At 66.6% G+C, this 22033-nt stretch carries 23 protein-coding genes; 21 read left to right on the top strand and 2 right to left on the bottom strand.

Translation table 11 applies throughout. The features are described 5' to 3' along the window. Positions 1 to 43: 43 nt before the first annotated feature. The 8 genes from thrB (at position 44) to JK358_RS10810 (ending at position 9084) form a co-directional block, all read left to right on the top strand. Positions 44 to 997 carry a homoserine kinase gene (gene thrB, locus JK358_RS10845; protein ID WP_201946359.1) on the top strand — a complete coding sequence of 318 codons (954 nt, stop codon included), beginning with the start codon at positions 44 to 46 and terminating at the stop codon, positions 995 to 997. Between the two features lie 351 nt (positions 998 to 1348). After that, on the top strand, positions 1349 to 3376 hold the full coding sequence (gene rho / locus JK358_RS10840; RefSeq protein ID WP_307817456.1) for a transcription termination factor Rho: 2028 nt from the start codon (positions 1349 to 1351) through the stop codon (positions 3374 to 3376). A gap of 600 nt (positions 3377 to 3976) precedes the next feature. Beyond that, a complete protein-coding gene (rpmE, locus tag JK358_RS10835; protein ID WP_201946355.1) occupies positions 3977 to 4198 on the top strand; it encodes a 50S ribosomal protein L31 in 222 nt (73 codons plus the stop codon). A 92-nt stretch (positions 4199 to 4290) separates the two neighbouring features. Beyond that, positions 4291 to 5373, top strand: a complete 1083-nt coding sequence (gene prfA / locus JK358_RS10830) for a peptide chain release factor 1 (RefSeq protein WP_201946353.1) — start codon at positions 4291 to 4293, stop codon at positions 5371 to 5373. A gap of 263 nt (positions 5374 to 5636) precedes the next feature. After that, positions 5637 to 6515, top strand: coding sequence for a peptide chain release factor N(5)-glutamine methyltransferase (gene prmC / locus JK358_RS10825; RefSeq protein WP_201947237.1), 879 nt, complete (start codon positions 5637 to 5639; stop codon positions 6513 to 6515). Positions 6516 to 6770: 255 nt separating this feature from the next. Beyond that, positions 6771 to 7436 carry an L-threonylcarbamoyladenylate synthase gene (locus tag JK358_RS10820; RefSeq protein WP_201946351.1) on the top strand — a complete coding sequence of 222 codons (666 nt, stop codon included), beginning with the start codon at positions 6771 to 6773 and terminating at the stop codon, positions 7434 to 7436. A gap of 11 nt (positions 7437 to 7447) precedes the next feature. Continuing rightward, positions 7448 to 8644, top strand: a complete 1197-nt coding sequence (locus JK358_RS10815; RefSeq protein ID WP_201946348.1) for an MraY family glycosyltransferase — start codon at positions 7448 to 7450, stop codon at positions 8642 to 8644. 11 nt (positions 8645 to 8655) lie between these two features. Then, positions 8656 to 9084 (top strand): Cg1360 family ATP-synthase-associated protein, encoded by a 429-nt coding sequence (locus tag JK358_RS10810; RefSeq protein WP_201946346.1) that lies wholly within the window; start codon positions 8656 to 8658, stop codon positions 9082 to 9084. Between the two features lie 158 nt (positions 9085 to 9242). On the opposite strand, the gene JK358_RS39135 is transcribed toward JK358_RS10810, so the two are convergent. Continuing rightward, positions 9243 to 9527, bottom strand: coding sequence for a hypothetical protein (locus JK358_RS39135; RefSeq protein ID WP_232851140.1), 285 nt, complete (start codon positions 9525 to 9527; stop codon positions 9243 to 9245). Between JK358_RS39135 and atpB the strand changes: the two genes are divergently transcribed. From atpB to JK358_RS10770, 8 genes are all read left to right on the top strand, one after another. Beyond that, the gene (gene atpB / locus JK358_RS10805; RefSeq protein WP_504739708.1) at positions 9415 to 10206 is read left to right on the top strand and encodes a F0F1 ATP synthase subunit A; all 792 of its coding nucleotides are present in this window, start codon (positions 9415 to 9417) and stop codon (positions 10204 to 10206) included. The two genes, JK358_RS39135 and atpB, sit on opposite strands and share 113 nt — an antisense overlap. A gap of 73 nt (positions 10207 to 10279) precedes the next feature. Continuing rightward, on the top strand, positions 10280 to 10525 hold the full coding sequence (locus JK358_RS10800) for an ATP synthase F0 subunit C (RefSeq protein WP_201946344.1): 246 nt from the start codon (positions 10280 to 10282) through the stop codon (positions 10523 to 10525). 28 nt (positions 10526 to 10553) lie between these two features. Beyond that, positions 10554 to 11111 carry a F0F1 ATP synthase subunit B gene (locus JK358_RS10795; protein WP_201946342.1) on the top strand — a complete coding sequence of 186 codons (558 nt, stop codon included), beginning with the start codon at positions 10554 to 10556 and terminating at the stop codon, positions 11109 to 11111. Between the two features lie 19 nt (positions 11112 to 11130). Next, the gene (locus JK358_RS10790) at positions 11131 to 11940 is read left to right on the top strand and encodes a F0F1 ATP synthase subunit delta (protein ID WP_201946339.1); all 810 of its coding nucleotides are present in this window, start codon (positions 11131 to 11133) and stop codon (positions 11938 to 11940) included. Positions 11941 to 12022: 82 nt separating this feature from the next. After that, complete coding sequence (atpA, locus tag JK358_RS10785) at positions 12023 to 13663, top strand: F0F1 ATP synthase subunit alpha (protein WP_201946337.1); 1641 nt, start codon at positions 12023 to 12025, stop codon at positions 13661 to 13663. A 58-nt stretch (positions 13664 to 13721) separates the two neighbouring features. Further along, positions 13722 to 14693, top strand: coding sequence for a F0F1 ATP synthase subunit gamma (locus JK358_RS10780; RefSeq protein ID WP_201946336.1), 972 nt, complete (start codon positions 13722 to 13724; stop codon positions 14691 to 14693). 18 nt (positions 14694 to 14711) lie between these two features. Continuing rightward, on the top strand, positions 14712 to 16154 hold the full coding sequence (gene atpD, locus JK358_RS10775) for a F0F1 ATP synthase subunit beta (RefSeq protein ID WP_181583315.1): 1443 nt from the start codon (positions 14712 to 14714) through the stop codon (positions 16152 to 16154). 6 nt (positions 16155 to 16160) lie between these two features. Then, positions 16161 to 16538: a F0F1 ATP synthase subunit epsilon gene (locus JK358_RS10770; protein ID WP_201946335.1), complete on the top strand. Its 378-nt coding sequence runs from the start codon at positions 16161 to 16163 to the stop codon at positions 16536 to 16538. Positions 16539 to 16596: 58 nt separating this feature from the next. On the opposite strand, the gene JK358_RS10765 is transcribed toward JK358_RS10770, so the two are convergent. After that, positions 16597 to 17688 (bottom strand): NAD(P)-dependent alcohol dehydrogenase, encoded by a 1092-nt coding sequence (locus JK358_RS10765; protein ID WP_201946334.1) that lies wholly within the window; start codon positions 17686 to 17688, stop codon positions 16597 to 16599. Positions 17689 to 17984: 296 nt separating this feature from the next. On the opposite strand from JK358_RS10765, the gene JK358_RS10760 reads away from it, so the two are divergent. From JK358_RS10760 to murA, 5 genes are all read left to right on the top strand, one after another. After that, positions 17985 to 18596, top strand: a complete 612-nt coding sequence (locus JK358_RS10760; protein ID WP_307817454.1) for an MspA family porin — start codon at positions 17985 to 17987, stop codon at positions 18594 to 18596. A 72-nt stretch (positions 18597 to 18668) separates the two neighbouring features. Continuing rightward, positions 18669 to 19319: an MspA family porin gene (locus tag JK358_RS10755; protein WP_307817453.1), complete on the top strand. Its 651-nt coding sequence runs from the start codon at positions 18669 to 18671 to the stop codon at positions 19317 to 19319. A 148-nt stretch (positions 19320 to 19467) separates the two neighbouring features. Further along, positions 19468 to 19890 carry a DUF2550 domain-containing protein gene (locus JK358_RS10750; RefSeq protein ID WP_201946327.1) on the top strand — a complete coding sequence of 141 codons (423 nt, stop codon included), beginning with the start codon at positions 19468 to 19470 and terminating at the stop codon, positions 19888 to 19890. A gap of 36 nt (positions 19891 to 19926) precedes the next feature. Next, entirely contained in the window at positions 19927 to 20520 is a 594-nt protein-coding gene (locus JK358_RS10745; protein ID WP_201946325.1) for a cob(I)yrinic acid a,c-diamide adenosyltransferase, read from the top strand. A gap of 10 nt (positions 20521 to 20530) precedes the next feature. Continuing rightward, a complete protein-coding gene (gene murA, locus JK358_RS10740; protein ID WP_201946323.1) occupies positions 20531 to 21793 on the top strand; it encodes a UDP-N-acetylglucosamine 1-carboxyvinyltransferase in 1263 nt (420 codons plus the stop codon). Positions 21794 to 22033 lie beyond the last annotated feature (240 nt).

Here is a 22033-nt window from a genome sequence, read left to right as displayed (position 1 = left end):
CCCGACTGGGCATGACGGTGGCGAGCGCCAGCGAGCCGCCGACATGACCAGGACCCTGCCCGCCGGAATCACCGTCACCGTGCGGGTTCCGGCGTCCAGCGCCAACCTGGGTCCCGGTTTCGATTCCCTCGGAATCGCTTTGGGTCTGTACGACGAGATCGCGGTGTCCACCACGGACTCCGGGCTCACCATCCGCGTGGAGGGTGAGGGCGCGGACGACGTGCCCTGGGGCCCTTCGCATCTGGTGGTGCGCGCCATCGAACGCGGCCTGCAGGCCGCGGGCGTCTGGGCCGATGGTCTGGACGTGGTGTGCCGCAACGTGATTCCGCATTCGCGGGGTATGGGTTCCTCGGCTTCGGCGGTGGTCGGCGGACTGGCCGCCGGCCGCGGCCTGGCCGCGAAGTTCGACGCGGGCCTCGCCTACGGCAATGACGTGCTGGTGCAACTGGCTTCGGAGTTCGAAGGACATCCGGACAACGCGTCGGCGAGCATTCTGGGCGGAATTGTGGTGTCCTGGACGGAAACCGACCAGCCTGCCAACGGAAACGGGGCCGCAGACCACCACATTCGCACCTATCGCGCAGTGCGTCTGGAGCCGCATCCGTCGCTGCGCCCCGTCGTACTCATCCCCGAGGAGCGCTCGTCCACCGCGCACACCCGGGGGCTGCTGCCGGATATGGTTCCGCACGGCGATGCCGCGTTCAACGTCTCCCGCGCCGCGCTCGCGGTAGTGGCCTTGACGCAACGTCCCGATCTGCTGATGGCCGCCACGGCCGACCGGCTACATCAGGGCTACCGCGCTTCCGCGCTGCCGCTCACCACCAAGTGGATCGAGCGGCTGCGGGATGCCGGAATCCCCGCCACGGTGTCGGGCGCGGGCCCGACCGTCTTGGCCTGGCTGACCGGCGAATTCCCTGCCGAGCTGCGGGAACTCGCGATCTCGGACGGGCTGCGCGTGCTCGAACCGGGTATCGCCGACGGCGTTCTGGTGGACTGATCCGACGCGCAAAGCGGGATTGACAGCGTGGCTGCCTTGCCGATGTACAGGCCGAGAGCTATTCTGACGGAGTCCGTACATCGTGCGCGTCAGACGCCGGTGCTTCATCAGGGCAAATCGCTCCAGAGGCTCCTTGCTCAGGCTCGAGGCTTGAGGCTCGAAACTTGGGGGTAGCCAGTCAACTGGAATGATCTCTCCCACCTTCTTGTATTGGTGGCGAAGCCCACGCGGTGGCGAAGCCGCAGGCACGGCGGGGCAGGCGCGATACGGCATCCGAATCCGGTGGAAGACCGGATTGCAGGAGGAACCCTCGAACAGGCAAAAGGCACTCGAGGGAAGGAAAGGATTTCCGTGACAGATACGGACCTGCTCGCGACACCCGATGTGGAAAGCGCTTCCTCGGGTATTCGCGAAAGTGACTCCGGACAGATTTCGAAGATGAGCGAACAAACTGACGTCGCACGATCGGGGCTGACTGGAATGTTGTTGCCGCAGTTGCGTGCGCTTGCGGGAGAACTCGGTATCCGAGGCACTTCCGGGATGCGTAAGGGTGATCTCATCGCCGCCATCAAGGAGAACCAGTCCGGCGGCGCCAAGGCCACCGCCGCGCCGAAGGCGGCGGGGAAGCAGGCCAAGACCAAGGCCGAGGCGCCGACCGGTGGGGAGTCCGGGCCGGCCGTCGCGCCGAAGACGGAAACCGTTCCCGCCAAGGCGGATTCGGCTCCCGCGAAGACCGACGAAGCCCCGGCCAAGAAGGCCGAGCAGCCGGTCCGCGAAGAGTCGCGCGAGAACAAGCGGGACGAGGCCGAAGGCCGCGACGGCGGCGACGAGGGCCGCGATCGTGGCGAGCGCGGCCGTGGCCGGCAGCGCCGGGGCCGCGAGCAGCGCGCCGCCGCCGCGACCGGCAACGCCGAGACCGCGACCGAGACCGCCGCGGGCGAGTCGAAGCCGGAGCAGGAGGGTGGCGAGCGCCGCCGCGACCGTAACCAGGGTGATCGCAACTCCGGTGGCGACCGTGGTCAGGGCGACCGCAACCAGCAGAACGGCCGGAACCAGCAGGGCAACCAGAACGGCACCCCGCGCGGCGAGAACCGTGACCGGGCCCGCGACGAGGACGACGAGGAAGGCGGCCGCGGTCGCCGGGGCCGTCGCTTCCGCGAGCGTCGCCGTGGACGGGACCGCGAGGGCGGCGCCGCCACCGGGGAGACCCGCGAGCTGGAGATCCGCGAGGACGACGTCCTGCAGCCCGTCGCCGGCATCCTGGATGTCCTCGACAACTACGCGTTCGTCCGCACCTCCGGCTACCTGGCCGGCCCGAACGACGTGTACGTGTCGATGAACCTGGTCCGCAAGAACGGCCTGCGCCGCGGTGACGCCATCACCGGCGCGGTCCGCGCCCCGCGCGACGGCGACCAGAGCAACCAGCGGCAGAAGTTCGATCCGCTGGTGCGACTGGACACCGTCAACGGCTCGGATATCGAATCCGCCAAGCGCCGACCGGAATTCAGCAAGCTCACCCCGCTGTACCCGAACCAGCGCCTGCGGCTCGAGACCCAGCCCAACAAGCTGACCACGCGCATCATCGACCTGATCATGCCGATCGGCAAGGGCCAGCGCGCGCTGATCGTGTCCCCGCCCAAGGCGGGTAAGACCACGATCATGCAGGACATCGCCAACGCGATCTCGGTCAACAACCCCGAGTGCTACCTGATGGTGGTGCTGGTGGACGAGCGTCCCGAGGAAGTGACCGATATGCAGCGCTCCGTGCGCGGCGAGGTCATCGCCTCCACGTTCGACCGGCCGCCGAGCGACCACACCTCCGTCGCCGAACTCGCCATCGAGCGGGCCAAGCGACTGGTGGAGATGGGTCAGGACGTCGTCGTGCTGCTCGACTCGATCACCCGATTGGGCCGCGCGTACAACAACTCGTCCCCGGCGTCGGGCCGAATCCTTTCCGGTGGTGTGGATTCCACCGCGCTGTACCCGCCCAAGCGGTTCCTCGGCGCGGCCCGCAACATCGAGAACGGCGGCTCGCTCACCATCATCGCCACCGCGATGGTGGAGACCGGCTCCACCGGTGACACGGTCATCTTCGAGGAGTTCAAGGGCACGGGTAACGCCGAGCTCAAGCTCGATCGCAAGATCGCCGAGCGCCGCGTGTTCCCGGCCGTCGACGTCAACCCGTCCGGCACCCGCCGCGACGATCTACTGATGTCGCCCGACGAGGCGGCCGTGCTGCACAAGCTGCGCCGCGTGCTGTCCGGCCTGGACTCGCATCAGGCCATCGACCTGCTCGTCGACCGGTTGAAGAAGACCAAGAGCAATGTCGAGTTCCTCATGACGGTCTCCAAGACCGCCCCGGGCGCGATCGACGAATAGGCTTGGCGCAGTAGGTAATACGCGACGACAGCCCCGCTTCGGCGGGGCTGTCGCCGTTTCCGGGGTAGCGGCCGCGGGCTGAAGAACAGCAGCCCGACGAGCATGGCTCCGGCGATCATGAAGATCAGGATGGGCGCGGTCACGGCGTCGGGCCCAACACCGGACGCCGTGACCGCTGTGTAGGTGAGGGTGCCGTCCCCGAGCGGTGGGGCAGGGGTCGGATTCAGGGGCCCCACCGCATGTGCGGACTCCCCGGGAGCGGTCCACCAGCCCACGACCACCAGAATCGCCAACGTGGCCAGGACCCACCCCGCGAGTGTTTCCGCGTCCTTCCTGGTCACAGTTTGTCCTTCCGATCGCCGTGGGACTCTCACCTGGACACGAACTCTATGAACACCGGTGTTCGTATTCCTGAGTAGCGAACTACTCGACTTCCAGCCTCGCTCGGGAGCCGCGAATATGCGTGCCCGTACTTTCATGGGGGGCTGGAATAATCACGGGTAACCTGCCGCTATACTGGTCCGTCGGCAACCATGCCTCTAGTCGGTTCCGGTTCACGTCACGAAATCAGGCGACCCGGAGCCATTCGAAAGGACACCCATGAAGGCAGGAATTCACCCCACGTACGTGGACACCACGGTCGTGTGCGGCTGCGGCAACACCTTCCAGACCAAGAGCACCAAGGAGTCAGGCCAGATCACGGTCGAGGTCTGCTCCCAGTGCCACCCGTTCTACACGGGCAAGCAGAAGATTCTGGACACCGGTGGCCGCGTGGCTCGCTTCGAGGCTCGCTACGGCAAGCGCTCCAAGGCTGCCAAGTAGCTGTCCCGCCGACGCCCGTCCTGCATCCTGCAGGCCGGGCGTCGGTGCGTTTGTGGACCTACTAGCAGCACCCCCGACAGGAGGACACCGCGATGGCCGACAGGAATACGGCCCCGAACGCGATCGACGACATCCTGGCCGAATACGCCGGGCTGGAAATCCAGCTCTCGGATCCGGCACTGCACAACGACCCGGGCGCGGCCCGGCGCGTGGGTAAGCGGTTCGCCGAACTCGGCCCGATCATGGCCACCTACAACAAGCTGACCGGCGCGCGGGACGATCTCGCCGCCGCCCGGGAGCTCGCGGCCGACGACTCGTCGTTCGCCGCGGAGGTGCCGGGACTCGAGGCGCAGGTCGAGGAGCTCGACAAGGCGCTCACCGATCTGCTCGCGCCGCGCGACCCGCACGACGGCGACGATGTCGTGCTCGAGGTGAAATCCGGTGAGGGCGGCGAGGAGTCGGCGCTGTTCGCCGCCGATCTGGCCCGCATGTACATCCGGTACGCGGAGCGGCACGGGTGGAAGGTCGAGGTCCTCGGCGTCACCTACTCCGATCTGGACGGGTACAAGGAGGCCAGCTTCTCCATCAAGAGCAAGGAACCCACCCGCGACGGCGTGTGGTCCAAGCTCAAGTTCGAGGGCGGCGTGCACCGCGTGCAGCGCGTGCCGGTGACCGAATCCCAAGGGCGCATTCACACTTCGGCCGCCGGTGTGCTCGTGTACCCGGAACCGGACGAGGTCGCCGAGGTGGAGATCGACGAGAAGGATCTGCGCATCGACGTGTACCGGTCCTCCGGTAAGGGCGGTCAGGGCGTCAACACCACCGACTCCGCCGTGCGCATCACCCACCTGCCCACCGGGCTTGTGGTGACCTGCCAGAACGAACGCTCGCAGCTGCAGAACAAGATCCGCGCCAAGCAGGTGCTCGCGGCTCGGCTCCAGGCCCTCGCCGAGGAGCAGGCCGACGCCGACGCCGCCGCGGGCCGTGCCTCGCAGATCCGCACCGTGGACCGCTCCGAGCGCATCCGCACCTACAACTTCCCGGAGAACCGCATCGCCGACCACCGCATCGGCTTCAAGGCGCACAACCTGGACTCGGTGCTGCAGGGCAACCTCGAGGACCTGTTCACCGCACTCGGCGAAGCCGACCGCGCCGCCCGCCTCGCCGCGGAGTGACCGGCACCGCGTAATCGCCGCCGCAGGGCTCGCATCAGCTGCGATGCCCTGCGGCGCGCGCGGGAATCAGGAAACCGCCCGGCTCGCCGGGACAACCCTTCCGGTGGCGGCAAACCCCGCGAGGTGCTTGGGTTTTCATGGGAACATGGGTTCCCCTCCGGACCTGTCGGCCCGCAATCCGAAGGCTCGCCGCGGGCCCTTCGCTCGATCTCGCTCGATCTCGACAACGCTCGGCCCATCCGTGGAGAGGCGGAATGACCACCATGAATCGCACACCTCTGCGGCCGGCGATTCGCGAGGCCGCCGAAATCCTGGAAGCCGCGGGCGTCCCCAGCCCACACACCGACGCCGAACTCCTGGCCGCCCACGTGCTCGGCGTGGACCGCATGCGCCTGGCGCTGACCCCCACGGTCGACCCCGACCAGCTCGAAGAGTTCCGTAAACTGGTCGCCCGCCGCGCGGAACGCATTCCGCTGCAACACCTTACGGGTACCGCCGCGATGGGCGACATCGATCTCGCGGTGGGCCCCGGCGTTTTCATCCCCCGCCCCGAAACCGAACTCCTCTTCGCCTGGGCCCTGGCGCATGCGGAGGCTCTCACCCACGACCGCCACCCCGTGGTCGTCGACCTGTGCACCGGTTCGGGCGCCCTGGCCCTGGCCATCGCCCACGCCCGCCCCGATGCCGAAGTGCACGCGGTCGAACTCGACCCCGAGGCGTTCGCCTGGGCCAAACGCAACGCCCTGCAACTGGCAGACGAAGGCGACACCCCCGTCAACCTGCACGCCGGCGATGTCGCGGACCCCGAGATCCTCCACCATCTCAACGGGAAGGTCGACATCGTCGTATCCAACCCGCCCTACATCCCCGAGGCCGCGACCCTGGATCCCGAAGTGGTGGACCACGATCCGCACCGCGCGCTCTTCGGCGGCCCCGACGGCCTGTCCGTCATCCGCCCCATGATCGCCACCATCGCCCGCCTGCTGCGCGCCGACGGCGTCACCGCGGTCGAACACGACGACACCAACGGCTCCGGCGTGGCCGCCCTCTTCACCGCCGACGGCGGTTTCACCGAGATCGCCGAACATCCCGATCTGGCCGGAAAGCCGCGTTTCGTCTCGGCGCGCCGCATATCCGGCTGAGTTGTTCGATCCGAACGCGGCGCGCACGGTGGATCCGAAACGGCGTGTGCGCGTCCGGGGCCACAGGGACTTCGGTTGCCCTCCGACTTTCCGGGGTTCGGGGCAGGAGCCCCTGAGATAGTCTCCGGGGTTCGGGGCAGGAGCCCCTGAGATAGTCTCCGGGGTTCGGGGCGGGAGCCCCGGAAAATCCTGCGGGGGTTCGGGGGCGAAGCCCCTGAGAGCTATGGAGAGTTCATCCGTGCCAAGATGTTGCGCGTGAGTACCGTCTACGACTGTGCCGATCAGGATTCGCGGGCTGCCGGGCTGAACGCGGCGCGGAGTGCACTGAAATCTGGGCGGCTGGCTGTCATTCCGACCGACACGCTCTACGGCATCGCGGCCGACGCCTTCGACAGCCAGGCTGTCGCGGCGCTGCTGGCGGCCAAACGGCGGGGGCGGGATATGCCGGTGCCGGTGCTCGTCGGGTCGTGGAACACGATCGACGGGCTGGTGTTCTCGGTGCGGCCGCAGGCTCGCGAGTTGATCCGGGCGTTCTGGCCCGGGGCGCTGAGTCTCGTTGTGCAGCAGGCCCCTTCGCTCGCCTGGGATCTGGGCGACGCCCGCGGGACGGTCATGCTGCGGATGCCGCTGCACCCCGTGGCGCTGGAGCTGCTGCGTGAGGTCGGCCCGCTGGCGGTGTCGAGTGCGAACGTCTCCGGGCAGCCGCCGGCCACCACCGTGGACGAGGCCAAGGCGCAGCTGGGTGATCTGGTGAGCGTGTACCTCGACGGCGGCAAGGCCGACCACGGCCTGGCCTCGACCATCGTGGATCTCACCTCCGATGTGCCGCGCATTCTGCGCGAGGGCGCCATCCCGGCCGAGAAGATCGGGGAGGTGCTCGGGCTGACCCCCGAGGAGTTGCTCGCGCAGGACGCGCGGTGACGGCCTCGTAGATGTTGCTGAGTCAGGGCGTATTCAGCCAGGGTGCGGTCGTCCCACTGCGGGAGCTGCTGCTGGTGCTGCTGGTCGCGGCCGTCATCACGTTTCTGAGCACGGGCGGCATCCGGGTGATCGCCATCGGCTTCGGGGCCGTGGCGATCCCGCGTGACCGCGACGTGCACGTGACGCCGACCCCACGCATGGGCGGTGTCGGCATCTACCTCGGCGTACTGGCCGCTGTCGCGTTCGCGCACCAGTTGCCCGCGCTGCGCCGGGGATTCGAATATCCCAAGGACATTCCGGCCGTGCTCGCGGCCACGGCGATCATCGTGCTGGTCGGCATCATCGACGACCGCTGGGGTCTGGACGCGCTCACGAAATTCGTCGGCCAGGTGACCGCCGCGGGCGTCATGGCGGTGATGGGCCTGAGCTGGGTGGCCATCTACAACCCGTTCACCAATACGACCGTGGTGCTCGATCCCCTGCAGGGCGGACTGGTGACGGTCGCCATCACCGTCACCATGATCAACGCCTTCAATTTCATCGACGGCCTCGACGGTCTGGCCGCCGGGATGGGCTTCATCACCTCGGTCGCGGTGTTCGTGTTCACCGTCGGCCTGCTCTACGAGGTGGGCGGGGCCACCGACACTTATCCGCCGGCGTTGCTGGCGGCGGCGCTGGCCGGTGGCTGTCTCGGATTTCTGCCGCACAATTTTCAGCCGGCCCGAATTTTCATGGGTGATTCCGGCTCGATGCTCATTGGATTGATGCTGGCCGCGGTGTCCACGGGCGCTTCCGGAAGAATTCCGCTGCAGGGCTACGGCCCGCGCGACATCGTGGGTCTGCTGTCACCGTTGTTGCTGGTGGGTGCGGTGATGTTCATTCCGGTACTCGATCTTGTAATGGCGATCGTCCGGCGGGTGCGCGCGGGTGTGAGTTTTTCCACTCCGGACAAAATGCATCTGCATCACCGGCTGCTGCAGATCGGCCATTCCGTGCGACGCGTGGTGCTGCTGATCTACTTGTGGGTGAGCGTGCTCGCATTCGGGGCGGTCGGCAGCTCACTCATCACCGATCGCACCCTGGTGGTGCTGTTGTTCGCGGCCGGATTGGTTTTCGCGTTGATCGTGACCGCGGTGCCGTCCTGGCGGGAGCTGCTGGTGCGGCCCGGTCGTAAACCGCCCGCCGGACCGAATCCGACCGCCCGGTAGAGTGGCCTGACGTGAGCACGTCTTCCAATCCCCATCCGGACGCCCCGCTGCGGGCGGCGCTGCGCTACGGCCTCATGGGTTTGGCTGTGCTGGTGGTGATTTCGGCGATTCTGTCGTCCGTTTTCGCGGGTGTCCCCGGTCTCTGGGGCGCCCTGCTCGGAGCCGCCATCGGCGGTGGATTCATCCTGACGACCGCGGCCTCGGTGCTTTTCAGCGCCAAGATCGAATCCGGTTTGCAGGGCATTGTGCTGCTGGGTAGCTGGGTCGGAAAACTGCTGGTCGCCCTCGTCGTGGTGGCGGTTCTCAAGCAGTTCGATTTCTACAGCCCCATGGCGCTGTTCCTCACCGTCATCGGTGCACTGCTGGTGGTGCTCGGTGCGGAGACGTACGGCCTTCTGCGGCAACGTGTTCCGTATGTCGAGGTGGACCGGGAGCTGTAGGCGCGGCGCAGTTCACCGACTGTTTCCGCGACCCCCTACACGCTGTCGTAGATAACTTGATAAACTCTTTACCTGTAGCCAACCGAATCAACAGGGGGGGTCACCTGAGACCCACCTGAGAGCAGGTTATGCTTACAGCCGTACCGGACCCCCACGGGTCACGGTTCTGCACCGTCGACGATGTCGCCGACGCGCGTACAGACGCCCGGGCCGAGCCCGAACAGCTGCTGACGAACTTCGAGCCGACCTGAGTCGACCCACCAGATCGTCAATGTCCGATCGAACCGCGGGAGAAAACTATCTTCCGCGGCCCGAACACGGGAGAGAACGCTGAGCGTCACCACTTTGGCGGGCGAGTTCCACGCGCCGTCGCTTAACGACTTCTTCCCTCCAGCTGTGCTGTTCGAGGGGACGCCTTTCGAGCTCGACCGTTTGATGCTCATTCGCATCCTCATGGCGGCCGTTCTCGTCATCGTGATGATGCTGGCATTCCGCAGCCCGAAGCTTGTTCCGAGGGGTCTGCAGAATGTCGCCGAATCCGGCCTGGTCTTCGTCCGAGAGCAGATCTGCGACGAGGTCCTGGGTAAGGAATCGGGCAAGAAGTTCTTCCCGCTGATCGCGTCGATCTTCTTCACGGTCCTGTTCCTGAACATCACCGGCATCATTCCGGGCCTGAACATTTCCTCGAATGCCCGAATCGGCATGCCGCTGGTGCTGGCCGTCGTCGCGTACATCACGTTCAACTACGTGGGTATCAAGAAGTACGGCTTCCTGAAGTACATGCGCTCGAGCATCGTGGTTCCGAATGTTCCGCCCGCGCTGCACGTGCTGCTGATCCCGATCGAGTTCATCTCGACCTTCCTGCTGCGCCCGTTCACCCTGACCGTCCGTCTTATGGCGAACATGCTGGCCGGCCACATCATGTTGGTGCTGTTCTTCAGTGCCACCCAGTTCTTCCTGTTCGACGCCGCCAACTGGATGAAGGTGTTCTCCCCGTTCTCGCTGCTCGCGGGCTTCGGCTTCACCCTCTTCGAACTCTTGGTGGTCTTCCTGCAGGCATACGTGTTCGCACTGCTGACCGCTGTCTACATCGGTCTCGCGCAGCACGCTGACTCACACTGACCGACCGGTACCAACACCAAACCTGTTCACACGCCGTCGGCGGGTGGGCGACAGAAAGGGAAAACAAAAAACCATGAGCACCCTCTCCTACCTGGCCCAGGAAGTCGTCGAGACCAAGTCCAAGGGTTACGGCGCCATCGGTTACGGCCTAGCCGCGATCGGCCCGGGCATCGGCGTCGGCATCGTCGTCGGCAAGGCCATCGAGGGAATCGCCCGTCAGCCCGAGCTGCAGGGCCAGATCCGGACCACCATGTTCCTGGGTATCGCGTTCACCGAGGCCCTGGCGCTGATCGGTCTCGTCGCCGGCTTCATTTTCTGATTCCGGCTCGAAAGACTAGGAATCAACGATGAACAGCACCTACTTGCTCGCGGCTGAGGGGGCCGAAGAAGTCAACCCCCTCATCCCCGAGGTCTATGACATTGTCTGGTCTGCGGTCGTCTTCATCGTTATCGCCTTTGTCTTCGCCAAGTACGTCGTCCCGCGTCTGAACAAGGTGCTGGCCGAGCGTTCCGAGAAGATCGAGGGCGGTATCGCCAAGGCCGAGGCCGTGCAGGCCGAGGCGCAGGCCACCCTGCAGCAGTACCAGGAGCAGCTGGCCGAGGCTCGCCTCGAGGCCGCTCGTATCCGTGAGGAGGCCCGCACCCAGGGCCAGACCATCCTCGCCCAGATGCGCACCGAGGCTCAGGCCGAGGCCGACCGCATCGTCGCCGCGGGTCACTCGCAGCTGGAGGCTCAGCGCCAGCAGATCGTGACCGAGCTGCGGTCCGAACTGGGCCGTACCGCGGTCGACCTGGCCGAGAAGATCATCGGTCAGTCGGTGGCCGACGAGGCCAAGCAGGCGGCGTCGATCGACAAGTTCCTCGCGGAGCTGGATCAGAACGCCGGCATCGGGGTCGGAAGGTAACGAACCGAAAGTGGGAAGCATGTACGCAGCGAGCCGCGAGGCGAGCTCCCGTGCGCGGGAAGCTCTTCGGGCCGCTCTGACCGGAAGCGACACCGTCGCGGCCACGACGGGCTCCGAACTGTTCGCCGTTGTCGCCGTCCTCGACGACCAGCGTTCGCTGCGTGTGGCGCTCGCGGATAAGTCGGTGTCGAGTTCGGCCCGCGCCGAGCTGGCCGAACGCCTCTTCGGCGGCAAGGTCAGCGGAGCCACCCAGACGGTGCTCACCACTGCGGTGGCGCAGGACTGGTCCCGCGCCCGCGACCTGGTCGAGTCCCTGGTGTTGCTCGGCCGCGAAGCGCTGCTGCGCGCCGCGGACGAGCGCGGACGCCTGAACGCCGTCGAAGACGAGCTGTTCCGGCTGGCCCGGATCATCGACGACAACTCGGACCTGGAGCAGGCGCTGCAGGACCACGGCAAGCCGGCGGATGCCAAGCGCGCCCTGGTGCAGCGTCTGCTCGCGGGCAAGGTCGAGGACATCACCCTGCAGCTGGTCGAGCAGGCCGTGCTGCGCCACAAGGGCGATGCCGGGGCCGCCATCGACGAGCTGTCCGACCTGGCGGCGTCGCTGCGGGATCAGATCGTGGCGCACGTGCGCTCCGCGATCGCCCTGACGCCGCAGCAGCGGGAGCAGCTGGCTGCCTCGTTGCAGCGCATCTACGACAAGCCGATCACGGTGCACGTGCAGGAAGACCCGAGCCTGCTGGCCGGCGTCGTCGTGCGCGTGGGCGACGACCTGATCGACGGCAGCGCCGTCGGCCGGCTGCAGCGCTTGCGTCAGTCTCTCGCCTAGAGACTCGGCGGCATCGAATTGCCGGCCCGCCGGCGAGCGCATCAACACACCGACTTACGACCACAGCGAGAGCAGGAAGAACATGGCGGAGCTGACGATCTCCCCCGATGAGATCCGTAGCGCGATCGAGAGCTACACCCAGAGCTACACCCCCGAGACCTCCATCGAAGAGGTCGGTGTCGTCACCGACACCGGCGACGGTATCGCCCACATCAGCGGCCTGCCCTCGGCGATGGCCAACGAGCTGCTGGAATTCCCCGGCGGCGTGCTCGGCGTGGCGCTGAACCTGGAGGACACCGAGATCGGTGCCGTCATCCTGGGTGAGTTCGACACCATCGAGGAGGGCCAGCAGGTCCGCCGCACCGGCGACGTGCTCTCGGTCCCCGTCGGTGACAAGTTCCTGGGTCGCGTCATCGACCCGCTGGGCGCCCCCATCGACGGCCTGGGCGAGATCGAGGCCGACGAGCGTCGCGTCCTCGAGCTGCAGGCCGCGACCGTGCTGGAGCGCCAGCCGGTCGGTGAGCCCATGGCCACCGGCATCACCGCCATCGACGCCCTGACCGCCATCGGCCGCGGCCAGCGTCAGCTCGTCATCGGCGACCGCAAGACCGGCAAGACCGCGGTCTGCGTCGACGCGATCATCAACCAGAAGGCCAACTGGGCCACCGGCGATCCGTCGAAGCAGGTGCGCTGCATCTACGTCGCGATCGGCCAGAAGGGTTCCACCATCGCGGGCGTGAAGGCGGCCCTCGAGGCGCACGGCGCGATGGAGTACACCACCATCGTCGCGGCCCCGGCCTCCGACTCCGCCGGCTTCAAGTGGCTGGCCCCCTACACCGGTTCGGCGCTGGGCCAGCACTGGATGTACCAGGGCAAGCACGTCCTGATCGTGTTCGACGACCTGTCCAAGCAGGCCGAGGCCTACCGCGCCATCTCGCTGCTGCTGCGCCGCCCGCCGGGCCGCGAGGCGTACCCGGGTGACGTCTTCTACCTGCACTCGCGTCTGCTGGAGCGTTGCGCCAAGCTGTCCGACGAGCTGGGCGCGGGTTCGATGACCGGTCTGCCGATCATCGAGACCAAGGCCAACGACGTCTCGGCGTTCATCCCGACCAACGTCATCTCCATCACCGACGGCCAGGTGTTCCTGGAGTCGGACCTCTTCAACAAGGGTGTCCGCCCGGCCATCAACGTCGGTATCTCCGTCTCCCGAGTCGGTGGCGCCGCGCAGACCAAGGCCATGAAGAAGGTCTCCGGCTCGCTGCGTCTGGAGCTGGCCTCCTACCGTGAGCTCGAGGCGTTCTCCGCCTTCGCCTCCGACCTGGACGCCGCGTCGCTGGCTCAGCTGGAGCGCGGCGCGCGCTGGGTCGAGCTGCTCAAGCAGGACCAGTACGCCCCGGTTTCGGTTGAGGACCAGGTTGTTTCGCTGTTCCTGGTCGACGGTGGCTACTACGACTCGGTGCCGGTCGCCGATATCCGCCGCTTCAACTCCGAGCTGCTGGAGAACCTGCACTCCACCGTGCAGTCCTCCTTCGACGCCCTGCAGGGCGGCGCGAAGGCGCTCGAGGGCGACGCGGCCGAGGCCATCAAGACCGCGACCGACAAGTTCAAGCAGGGCTTCCTGGCTTCCGACGGCTCGCGCGTCGTGAACGAGGCCGAGGCCGGCAAGCTCGACCACGAAGAGGTCGAGTCGCTGTCCGTCACTCGCAAGCACGTCGAGAAGTAAGACGGGCGAACCTCATGCGACTGATTGACTCGAGGAATGAAGGGAGTGTGAACCGCTAATGCCAAGCGTGCGCGAACTGCGCTCCCGAATTCGTTCCGTCAACTCGACGAAGAAGATCACCAAAGCGCAGGAGCTGATCGCGAGCTCGCGAATCAGCAAGGCGCAGGCCCGGGTCGCGGCTGCCAAGCCGTACGCGGAAGAGATCACCAAGGTGCTCGCCGAATTGGCAAGTGCCAGTGGCAGTCTCACGCATCCGCTGCTCACCGAGCGGGAGAACCCGCGCCGGGCGGCGATCCTGGTCATCACCTCCGACCGCGGCATGTGCGGCGGCTACAACTCGAACGTGCTCAAGCGCGCCGAGGAACTGGTCACCACGCTGCGCTCCGAGGGCAAAGAGCCGGTGCTGTACGTGATGGGCGCGAAGGGCCTGACCTACTACACCTTCCGTAAGCGCAGTGTGAACGGATCGTGGACCGGGTTCTCCCAGTCGCCCAACTACGTGGACGCGTCCGCTGCGTGCAACCACCTGGTCGAGGCGTTCATGGCGGGCGCCGACGGCGAGGTTCCCACCCCCAACGGGGCGGGCACCATGGCCGGTGTCGATGAACTGCACATCGTCTACACGCGTTTCGTGTCGATGCTGACGCAGGAGCCGGAAGTTCGCCGGCTGGCCCCCATCCAGGTCAGCTACGTGGACGAGAACTACGACATGGGCGAGGACGCCTTCTCCGATTCGGAGACCGCGGATGTCCACGCGCAGTACGAGTTCGAGCCGGACGCGAATCGCCTGCTGGGCGCTTTGCTGCCGAAATACATCAACACCCGCATCTACTCGTCGCTGCTCGATGCGGCGGCGTCGGAGTCGGCTGCGCGCCGCACCGCTATGAAGGCGGCCACCGATAACGCTACGGAACTGGTGAATTCACTGACCCGTACCGCGAACTCGTTGCGCCAGGCCGGAATCACGCAGGAAATCACGGAAATCGTCGGTGGCGCCAATGCGCTCGCGGCGAGCTCGGACCGCGACTAAGCCGTAGGAAGAGAAGCAATGACCGCAGCTGTCACTAACGAAACCCGGGTTGGCGCCGGCACAGGCCGCGTCTCCCGCGTCATCGGACCCGTCGTGGACGTCGAGTTCCCGCGCGGTTCGATCCCTGAGCTCTACAACGCCCTCAACGTGGACATCGCGTTGAAGTCCGTTGCCAAGACGCTGACCCTCGAGGTCGCACAGCACCTGGGCGACAACATCGTTCGCACCATCTCCATGCAGCCGACCGACGGTCTGGTGCGTGGCGTCGAGGTGCGCGACACCGGCAAGCCGATCTCGGTGCCCGTCGGTGACATCGTCAAGGGCCACGTGTTCAACGCCCTGGGCGACTGCCTGGACACCCCCGGCCTGGGCCGCGACGGCGAGCAGTGGGGCATCCACCGCCAGCCGCCCGCCTTCGACCAGCTCGAGGGCAAGACCGAGATCCTGGAGACGGGCGTCAAGGTCATCGACCTGCTCACCCCGTACGTGAAGGGTGGCAAGATCGGTCTGTTCGGTGGCGCCGGTGTCGGCAAGACCGTTCTGATCCAGGAGATGATCACCCGTATCGCGCGTGAGTTCTCCGGTACGTCCGTGTTCGCGGGCGTCGGTGAGCGCACCCGTGAGGGCACCGACCTCCACCTGGAAATGGAAGAGATGGGCGTGCTCCAGGACACCGCCCTCGTCTTCGGCCAGATGGACGAGCCGCCGGGCACGCGTATGCGCGTGGCCCTGTCCGCGCTGACCATGGCGGAGTACTTCCGCGATGTGCAGAACCAGGACGTGCTGCTCTTCATCGACAACATCTTCCGGTTCACCCAGGCCGGTTCCGAGGTTTCGACCCTGCTGGGTCGTATGCCTTCGGCCGTGGGTTACCAGCCCACGCTGGCGGACGAGATGGGTCAGCTCCAGGAGCGGATCACCTCGACCCGTGGCCGCTCGATCACCTCGATGCAGGCGATCTACGTGCCCGCCGACGACTACACCGACCCGGCGCCGGCCACCACCTTCGCCCACCTCGATGCGACGACCGAGCTCTCCCGCCCGATCTCGCAGAAGGGCATCTACCCGGCCGTCGACCCGCTGACCTCGACCTCTCGTATCCTCGAGGCGTCCATCGTCGGCGATCGGCACTTCGCGGTGGCCAACGAGGTCAAGCGAATCCTGCAGAAGTACAAGGAACTGCAGGACATCATCGCCATCCTCGGCATGGACGAGCTCTCCGAAGAGGACAAGGTCCTCGTCGGTCGCGCCCGTCGTCTGGAGAAGTTCCTCGGCCAGAACTTCATCGTGGCCGAGAAGTTCACCGGTCAGCCGGGTTCCGTCGTGCCGCTGGAGCAGACCATCGACGACTTCGATCGCGTCTGCAAGGGCGAGTTCGACCACCTGCCGGAGCAGGCGTTCAACTCCTGCGGTGGCCTGGACGACGTCGAGGCTGCTGCCAAGAAGATCGCCGGGAAGTAGTCCACCATGGCAGATATGTCCGTTGACCTGGTAGCCGTGGAGCGGCTGCTGTGGTCGGGCCGCGCGAGCTTCGTCGCGGCCCAGACCACCGAGGGTGAGATCGGCATTCTGGCCGGCCACGAACCGCTGCTCGGGCAGCTGGTCGAGGCCGGTACGGTGACCATCGTGGCCGACAGCGGCGAGCGCATCGTCGCCGCCGTACACGGTGGGTTCTTCTCCGTCACCGGCACCTCGGTGCGGGTGCTCGCCGAATCCGCTGATTTCGCAGGCGATATCGACGAGGCCGCGGCCAAGGCCGTGCTCGCCGATCCGGACGCCAGTGCGGCCGCGAGGACCAAGGCCGAAGGCCAGGTCCGCGCGCTCGCCAAGGCGGCCGAGTCCTGAGTTTCACGTAGAAGAGCGGTGGCCCCGGGGAATTCCCCGGGGCCACCGCTCTTTTCGTTCAGGGGAGGATCAGGATCGGTTTGATCGTGCTGCCGCGCTCGGCATCGGCCACGGCGTCATTGATCTGCGCGAACGGATAAACCTTGCTGATCTTCTCGATGGGGAATTTCCCCTCGCGATGCCAGGCCAGCAATTGCGGGATGAACTGCTGCGGATCCACGCTGCCCTCGATGCAGCCCCGAATTGCCTTGCCGTTTCCGGTGAGATGCCCGATCTCGACCTCCATGGTGGCCTCGCCCAGGCCGACGAGCACCAGGGTGCCCAGCGGCCGCAGCGCCTCCAGGCCCTTGGCGATGACCGGATTCAGCGCCGTGGTGTCCAGGGCGAAGTGCGCGCCGCCGCCGGTCGCGGCGATCACCTGCGCCACCACGTCCTCGGCCGCGCCGTCGATGGTCACATCCGCGCCCAGCTCCTTGGCCACCGCCAGTCTCTCGGCCGAAAGATCCACGGCCACAATGGTTCCCACGCCGATCGCACGAGCCGCCATGAGTGCCGCCATGCCCACCCCGCCGACGCCGAAGATGGCCAGCGAGTCGTCCGGCCCCGGCCGCATCACATTGGTGACCGCGCCCGCCCCGGTTTGCACGCCGCAGCCGAACGGTGCGGTGGCCACCAGATCCACGTCCTCGTCGACCACCACGATGGTGCGGGCGGGCACCAGCGCGTAGCTGGCGAAGCTGGACTGCCCGAAGAACGCGCCCATCACGCGCTCGCCGTCCTTGCTCAGCGCGGAGGTGAAATCCGAGCGCCCGCCCGAGGTGTTGAGAATGACGAAATTCTCGCAGTAGGACGGTGTTCCAGCGGCGCAGCGCGGGCAGTCGCCGCAGCTGGCGTAGGTCAGCAGCACGTGGTCGCCGGGCGCGATGCCGGTCACCTCGGAGCCGACCCGCTCCACGATGCCCGCGCCCTCGTGCCCGACCACGATCGGAAGTTCCGGCGGGAACACGCTTTTGGTGACCAGATCGGTGTGGCACACGCCGGTGGCGACGATGCGCACCAGCACTTCGCCGGGCCGCGGGTCCTCCAGCGTCACCGTTTCCAGGCTGAACGGCACGTGTGCGCCGCGGGCCACCGCCGCAGTGATCTCCACGGAAAACTCCTTCCCATGCGGCCGGGTGCCGCAGGCTCATGGAACGAGAATAGGAACGCGTTCCAAAAATCGGCGACGAGCGATCCCACTGAGTGGGGCGCTCGTTGGACCGATTTCGCCGGTGCTGTTAAGTCCCCGCGGAACCGTGTGGTTAGATGCAAACGCCGGAATTAATGCGATCTGAAGCACTCCGGCGAAATCCTGGCTATCAAGCACTTCCAGCTTTACCGCAATGAGTTTGCGCGTGCGCGCACCTGATGAGCGAGGGGTGAATGAGCGGGTTTCGATCGATTGTCTTGGCAGTAGCGGGTGCGGTCGCACTGGGTTTCTTCTCGCCGGGCGCGGCCTCCGCCGACGTATGGGTTCCCCTGCCGGACGGGCATATCGAACGCGGCGGCGTCAAAATAACCAGTACCGGTGAGCGCGCGATCATTTCGCCGTCGCTCGCCGCCAACGGAGCCGGCCGCTCGGCCTGGCTCACCGGCAATGTCGTCGCCGACGTGGATACGCCGGACGGGACCGTCGGCCCCAACAACGGCCCCAAGGGATTTCCGGGCACCAATAATTCGGGCACCCACGGTTCGTCCAACCTCACGGTGGGCTACATCGTCGGATGCCAGGTCGCCATCGGTGCGCTCAGCGCCAACACCTCCGTCACGGTGCTCATGTCCCCGGGCATCTCGGCGGGTTTCAGCTTCCCGCTGTCGCCGGGCGAGGTGAAGTGGCTGTCCATCAACAACATCGAGTTGATCAAGAGCGGTAGCTACACCATCCAGTACCAGGACGTCCCGATGGATATCCAGGGCTGCGCCGGCTACGCCCAGGCCCGCCAGTTCGCGGTGGTCGAGATCATCGGCGCGGACTACAAGAAGGTCACCCTCTACGGGCAGCCGTTCAGCATCGGCTGACGTTTCGAATTTCCGACGCGAAGGGATCACATGTTCGGCATCGGCACATATCCCCGGGGCGGGAGACTTTTCGTGGCGGCCCTCGCGGTGGCCTGCTGCGGATTCGGAAACACCGGCACCGCTGACGCGGATACGTTCATTCCGCTACCGGGCGGCATCATCACCCGGGAATTGGCGGACGGCACCACCATCACCATTCGGATCGACGAGGAGTCGGCGAAGGTGAGCCCGTCGCTCGGGTCCACGCCGGTCCACCGCAACGTGTGGGTGTCCGGTGTCGGCAGCGTGGATCTGGCGGGACCGAGCGCGGACACCGCGACCATCAAGATCTCGCCCGGCTACGTGGTCGGCTGCCAGATGGACATCTCCTCGCTGGGGGTGAACGAGAACGCCGGTGAATCCAACACGCTCAGCCAGACCGCGCCGTACATCACGCCGTCGCTGAGCGAGTCCTTCGGCGGCGGAATCACTCTCGCGCCCGGCCAGGCCGTCGCCCGGCTCATGCTCGACCTGGAGAAGCCCGACGACTACGGCATGGAGTCGCACAAGCGGTACAACAAGGTGCCCGGCCCGCACGCCAGTGTCACGTGGGTGGACGAGGCCTTCGAGGTGAACGGTTGCGGCGGCTACGCGCAGGCGCGCTCCTTCGTCCTGGCCGAGATCGACACCACGACATTCATCGGAAACCTCGCGCTCTGGGGTCAACCCTTCACCATGGGCTGAACAGGGCATACGTCACATTCGGCGGATGGCCGGGCTCCGTGATCACGCGGTCGCTACTATCGACCACACGGGCGGGGTTCGGCCATCGGCCGGCGCACGATCGACCTGCTGGCGAATGTGAAGGGACGGAGCGGCATTGCAAACCGGGATGGTGCTTCTGATCATTCTGGTGCTGCTGCTTGTCGCCTTGGCCCTGGCCTCGATCTATCGGCTCATCATGCTGCGCCGCGGCGGCACCGCCGCACTGCTGCGGGTACTGCCCGCCAAGGGCCACGGCGGCGGCTGGCGGCACGGGCTGATCCGCTACGACGAGGACACCCTCGTCTTCTACAAACTGTCGAGTCTCAAACTCGGGCCGGATTCCACCATGCGCCGCCTGGCCATCGAGGTCGGCAACCGCCGCTCCCCGCAGGGCGACGAGTACGACATCATGACCGACGAATCCATCGTGACACTGTCCGACGGCGCCGGAAGTTACGAGGTCGCCCTGGACCGCGGCGCGCTGGCGGCCCTGCTCTCCTGGGTGGAGTCCCGCCCATCGGAACGAATTCGACGTCGCCCGAACTACTGACGGGCATACCGGCTACCGAGGGTTACGGTGAGTGGCGTGAGCGTGCACCTGACTCGGATCTACACCCGAACCGGCGATGACGGGACCACCGGTCTCAGCGATTTCTCGCGAGTGGCGAAGACCGACCCGCGGCTGATCGCCTACGCCGACTGTGACGAGGCCAATGCCGCCCTCGGCGTCGCCATCTCGCTCGGGCACCCCGACGAACGCATTCTCGCCGTGCTCCGGCAGATCCAGAACGACCTCTTCGACGCGGGCGCGGACCTCTCCACCCCGGTGGTCGAGGACCCGAAGTACCCGCCGCTGCGCATCACCGAGCCCTACATCGAGCGGCTGGAGAAGTGGTGTGACGAGTTCAATGAGCCTCTGGCGCCGTTGAATTCGTTCATTCTGCCCGGTGGCACCCCGCTGGCCGCACTGCTGCACGTGGCCCGCACGGTCGCGCGCCGCGCCGAGCGATCGGCCTGGGCCGCGGTCGCGGCACACCCGGACGACACGAACGTTCTGCCCGCGAAATATCTGAACCGGCTGTCCGACCTGCTGTTCATCCTGGGCCGCGTGGCCAACCCCGACGGCGACATCCTCTGGCAGCCGGGCGGACAAGCCACGGGCACGGATGCGGACCACTAGGCTGACCCCCGTGAGTGAACGGTTTCTGGTGACCGGGGGCAGCACGCTCGTCGGTGAGGTCGCGGTCGGCGGCGCGAAGAACAGCGTCCTCAAGCTGATGGCCGCCGCGCTGCTGGCCGAGGGTACGACCACCATCACGAACTGCCCGGACATCCTGGATGTGCCGCTGATGGCAGACGTGCTGCGTGGTCTCGGCTGCGATGTCACCGTCGACCACGAGACGGTCACCATCGTGACCCCCACCGAACCCAAGTATCACGCCGACTTCCCGGCGGTCACCCAGTTCCGCGCCTCGGTGTGCGTGCTGGGTCCGCTGATGGCGCGCTGCAAGCGCGCGGTCGTGGCGCTGCCGGGTGGTGACGCCATCGGGTCGCGGCCACTCGATATGCATCAGCAGGGTCTGCGCCTGCTGGGCGCGACCAGCGAAATCGAGCACGGCTGCCTGGTGGCGCGCGCCGAGGAGCTGCAGGGTGCGCGCATCCGCCTCGACTTCCCGTCCGTGGGCGCGACCGAGAACATCCTGATGGCCGCGGTGCTGGCCGAGGGGGAGACGGTCATCGACAACGCCGCGCGCGAGCCGGAGATCGTCGACCTGTGCAACATGCTGGTGCGCATGGGCGCGAAGATCCAGGGCGCGGGCACCTCCGTGCTGACCATCGAGGGCGTGGAGAAGCTGCAGCCGACCGACCACCGCGTCATCGGTGACCGCATCGTCGCCGCCACGTGGGGTATCGCCGCGGCCATGACCCAGGGCGACGTGCGGGTGACGGGCATCAACCCCAAGCACCTGTCCCTCGTGCTGGACAAGCTGCGCTCGGCCGGCGCGCGAATCTCGTTCGAACCGGACGGTTTTCGTGTGGTGCAGTCGGATCGTCCACGCGCCGTGAACTTTTCGACCCTGCCCTTCCCGGGCTTCCCGACCGATCTGCAGCCGATGGCCATCGGCCTGGCCGCCATCGCCGACGGCACCTCGATGATCACCGAGAACATTTTCGAAGCGCGCTTCCGCTTCGTGGAAGAGATGATCCGCCTGGGCGCCGACGCCCGCACCGATGGGCATCACGCTGTGGTGCGCGGGATTCCGCGACTGTCGAGCGCGCCCGTGTGGTCGTCGGACATTCGTGCCGGCGCCGGTCTGGTCCTCGCGGGTCTGGTCGCCGACGGTGTCACCGAAGTCCACGATGTCTTCCACATCGACCGGGGTTACCCGTCTTTCGTGGAGAACCTGCGTGGTCTAGGCGCCGAGATCGAACGCGTGGGAACCGCCGACTGAACATCGGATGACGGGGTTGTTTCGCGAAAACCCCTCCTGAACAGGCGATTTGACATGCGAACAACCAACACGTAACTTATTCCAGGTCAGAGCGACACGGACTCCCACCGGGGAGAACGAGAGCGCCTGATGATCACACTAGCTCCCTTCCAACCAGCGGATTTGGTTCTGCTGCGCGGTGCGGGCTAAGCTTCAAAAGTTGCCTAGCTGATCGAACGGGCTTACCGCCCGGGAGATGGC

Origin of the sequence: Nocardia acididurans (assembly GCF_016741815.1) — a bacterium.
Taxonomy (GTDB): Bacteria; Actinomycetota; Actinomycetes; order Mycobacteriales; family Mycobacteriaceae; genus Nocardia; species Nocardia acididurans.
Note: the sequence above shows the minus strand (reverse complement) of the source record. Positions and strands in the feature narration are given on the sequence as shown.

Coding starts and splice junctions, on each gene's coding strand:
- thrB (WP_201946359.1), top strand. CDS start 44: ATGACCAGGACCCTGCCCGCCGGAATCACCGTCACCGTGCGGGTTCCG.
- rpmE (WP_201946355.1), top strand. CDS start 3,977: ATGAAGGCAGGAATTCACCCCACGTACGTGGACACCACGGTCGTGTGC.
- prfA (WP_201946353.1), top strand. CDS start 4,291: ATGGCCGACAGGAATACGGCCCCGAACGCGATCGACGACATCCTGGCC.
- prmC (WP_201947237.1), top strand. CDS start 5,637: ATGAATCGCACACCTCTGCGGCCGGCGATTCGCGAGGCCGCCGAAATC.
- JK358_RS10815 (WP_201946348.1), top strand. CDS start 7,448: ATGTTGCTGAGTCAGGGCGTATTCAGCCAGGGTGCGGTCGTCCCACTG.
- JK358_RS39135 (WP_232851140.1), bottom strand. CDS start 9,527: ATGAGCATCAAACGGTCGAGCTCGAAAGGCGTCCCCTCGAACAGCACA.
- JK358_RS10800 (WP_201946344.1), top strand. CDS start 10,280: ATGAGCACCCTCTCCTACCTGGCCCAGGAAGTCGTCGAGACCAAGTCC.
- JK358_RS10795 (WP_201946342.1), top strand. CDS start 10,554: ATGAACAGCACCTACTTGCTCGCGGCTGAGGGGGCCGAAGAAGTCAAC.
- JK358_RS10790 (WP_201946339.1), top strand. CDS start 11,131: ATGTACGCAGCGAGCCGCGAGGCGAGCTCCCGTGCGCGGGAAGCTCTT.
- atpA (WP_201946337.1), top strand. CDS start 12,023: ATGGCGGAGCTGACGATCTCCCCCGATGAGATCCGTAGCGCGATCGAG.
- JK358_RS10780 (WP_201946336.1), top strand. CDS start 13,722: ATGCCAAGCGTGCGCGAACTGCGCTCCCGAATTCGTTCCGTCAACTCG.
- atpD (WP_181583315.1), top strand. CDS start 14,712: ATGACCGCAGCTGTCACTAACGAAACCCGGGTTGGCGCCGGCACAGGC.
- JK358_RS10770 (WP_201946335.1), top strand. CDS start 16,161: ATGGCAGATATGTCCGTTGACCTGGTAGCCGTGGAGCGGCTGCTGTGG.
- JK358_RS10750 (WP_201946327.1), top strand. CDS start 19,468: ATGGTGCTTCTGATCATTCTGGTGCTGCTGCTTGTCGCCTTGGCCCTG.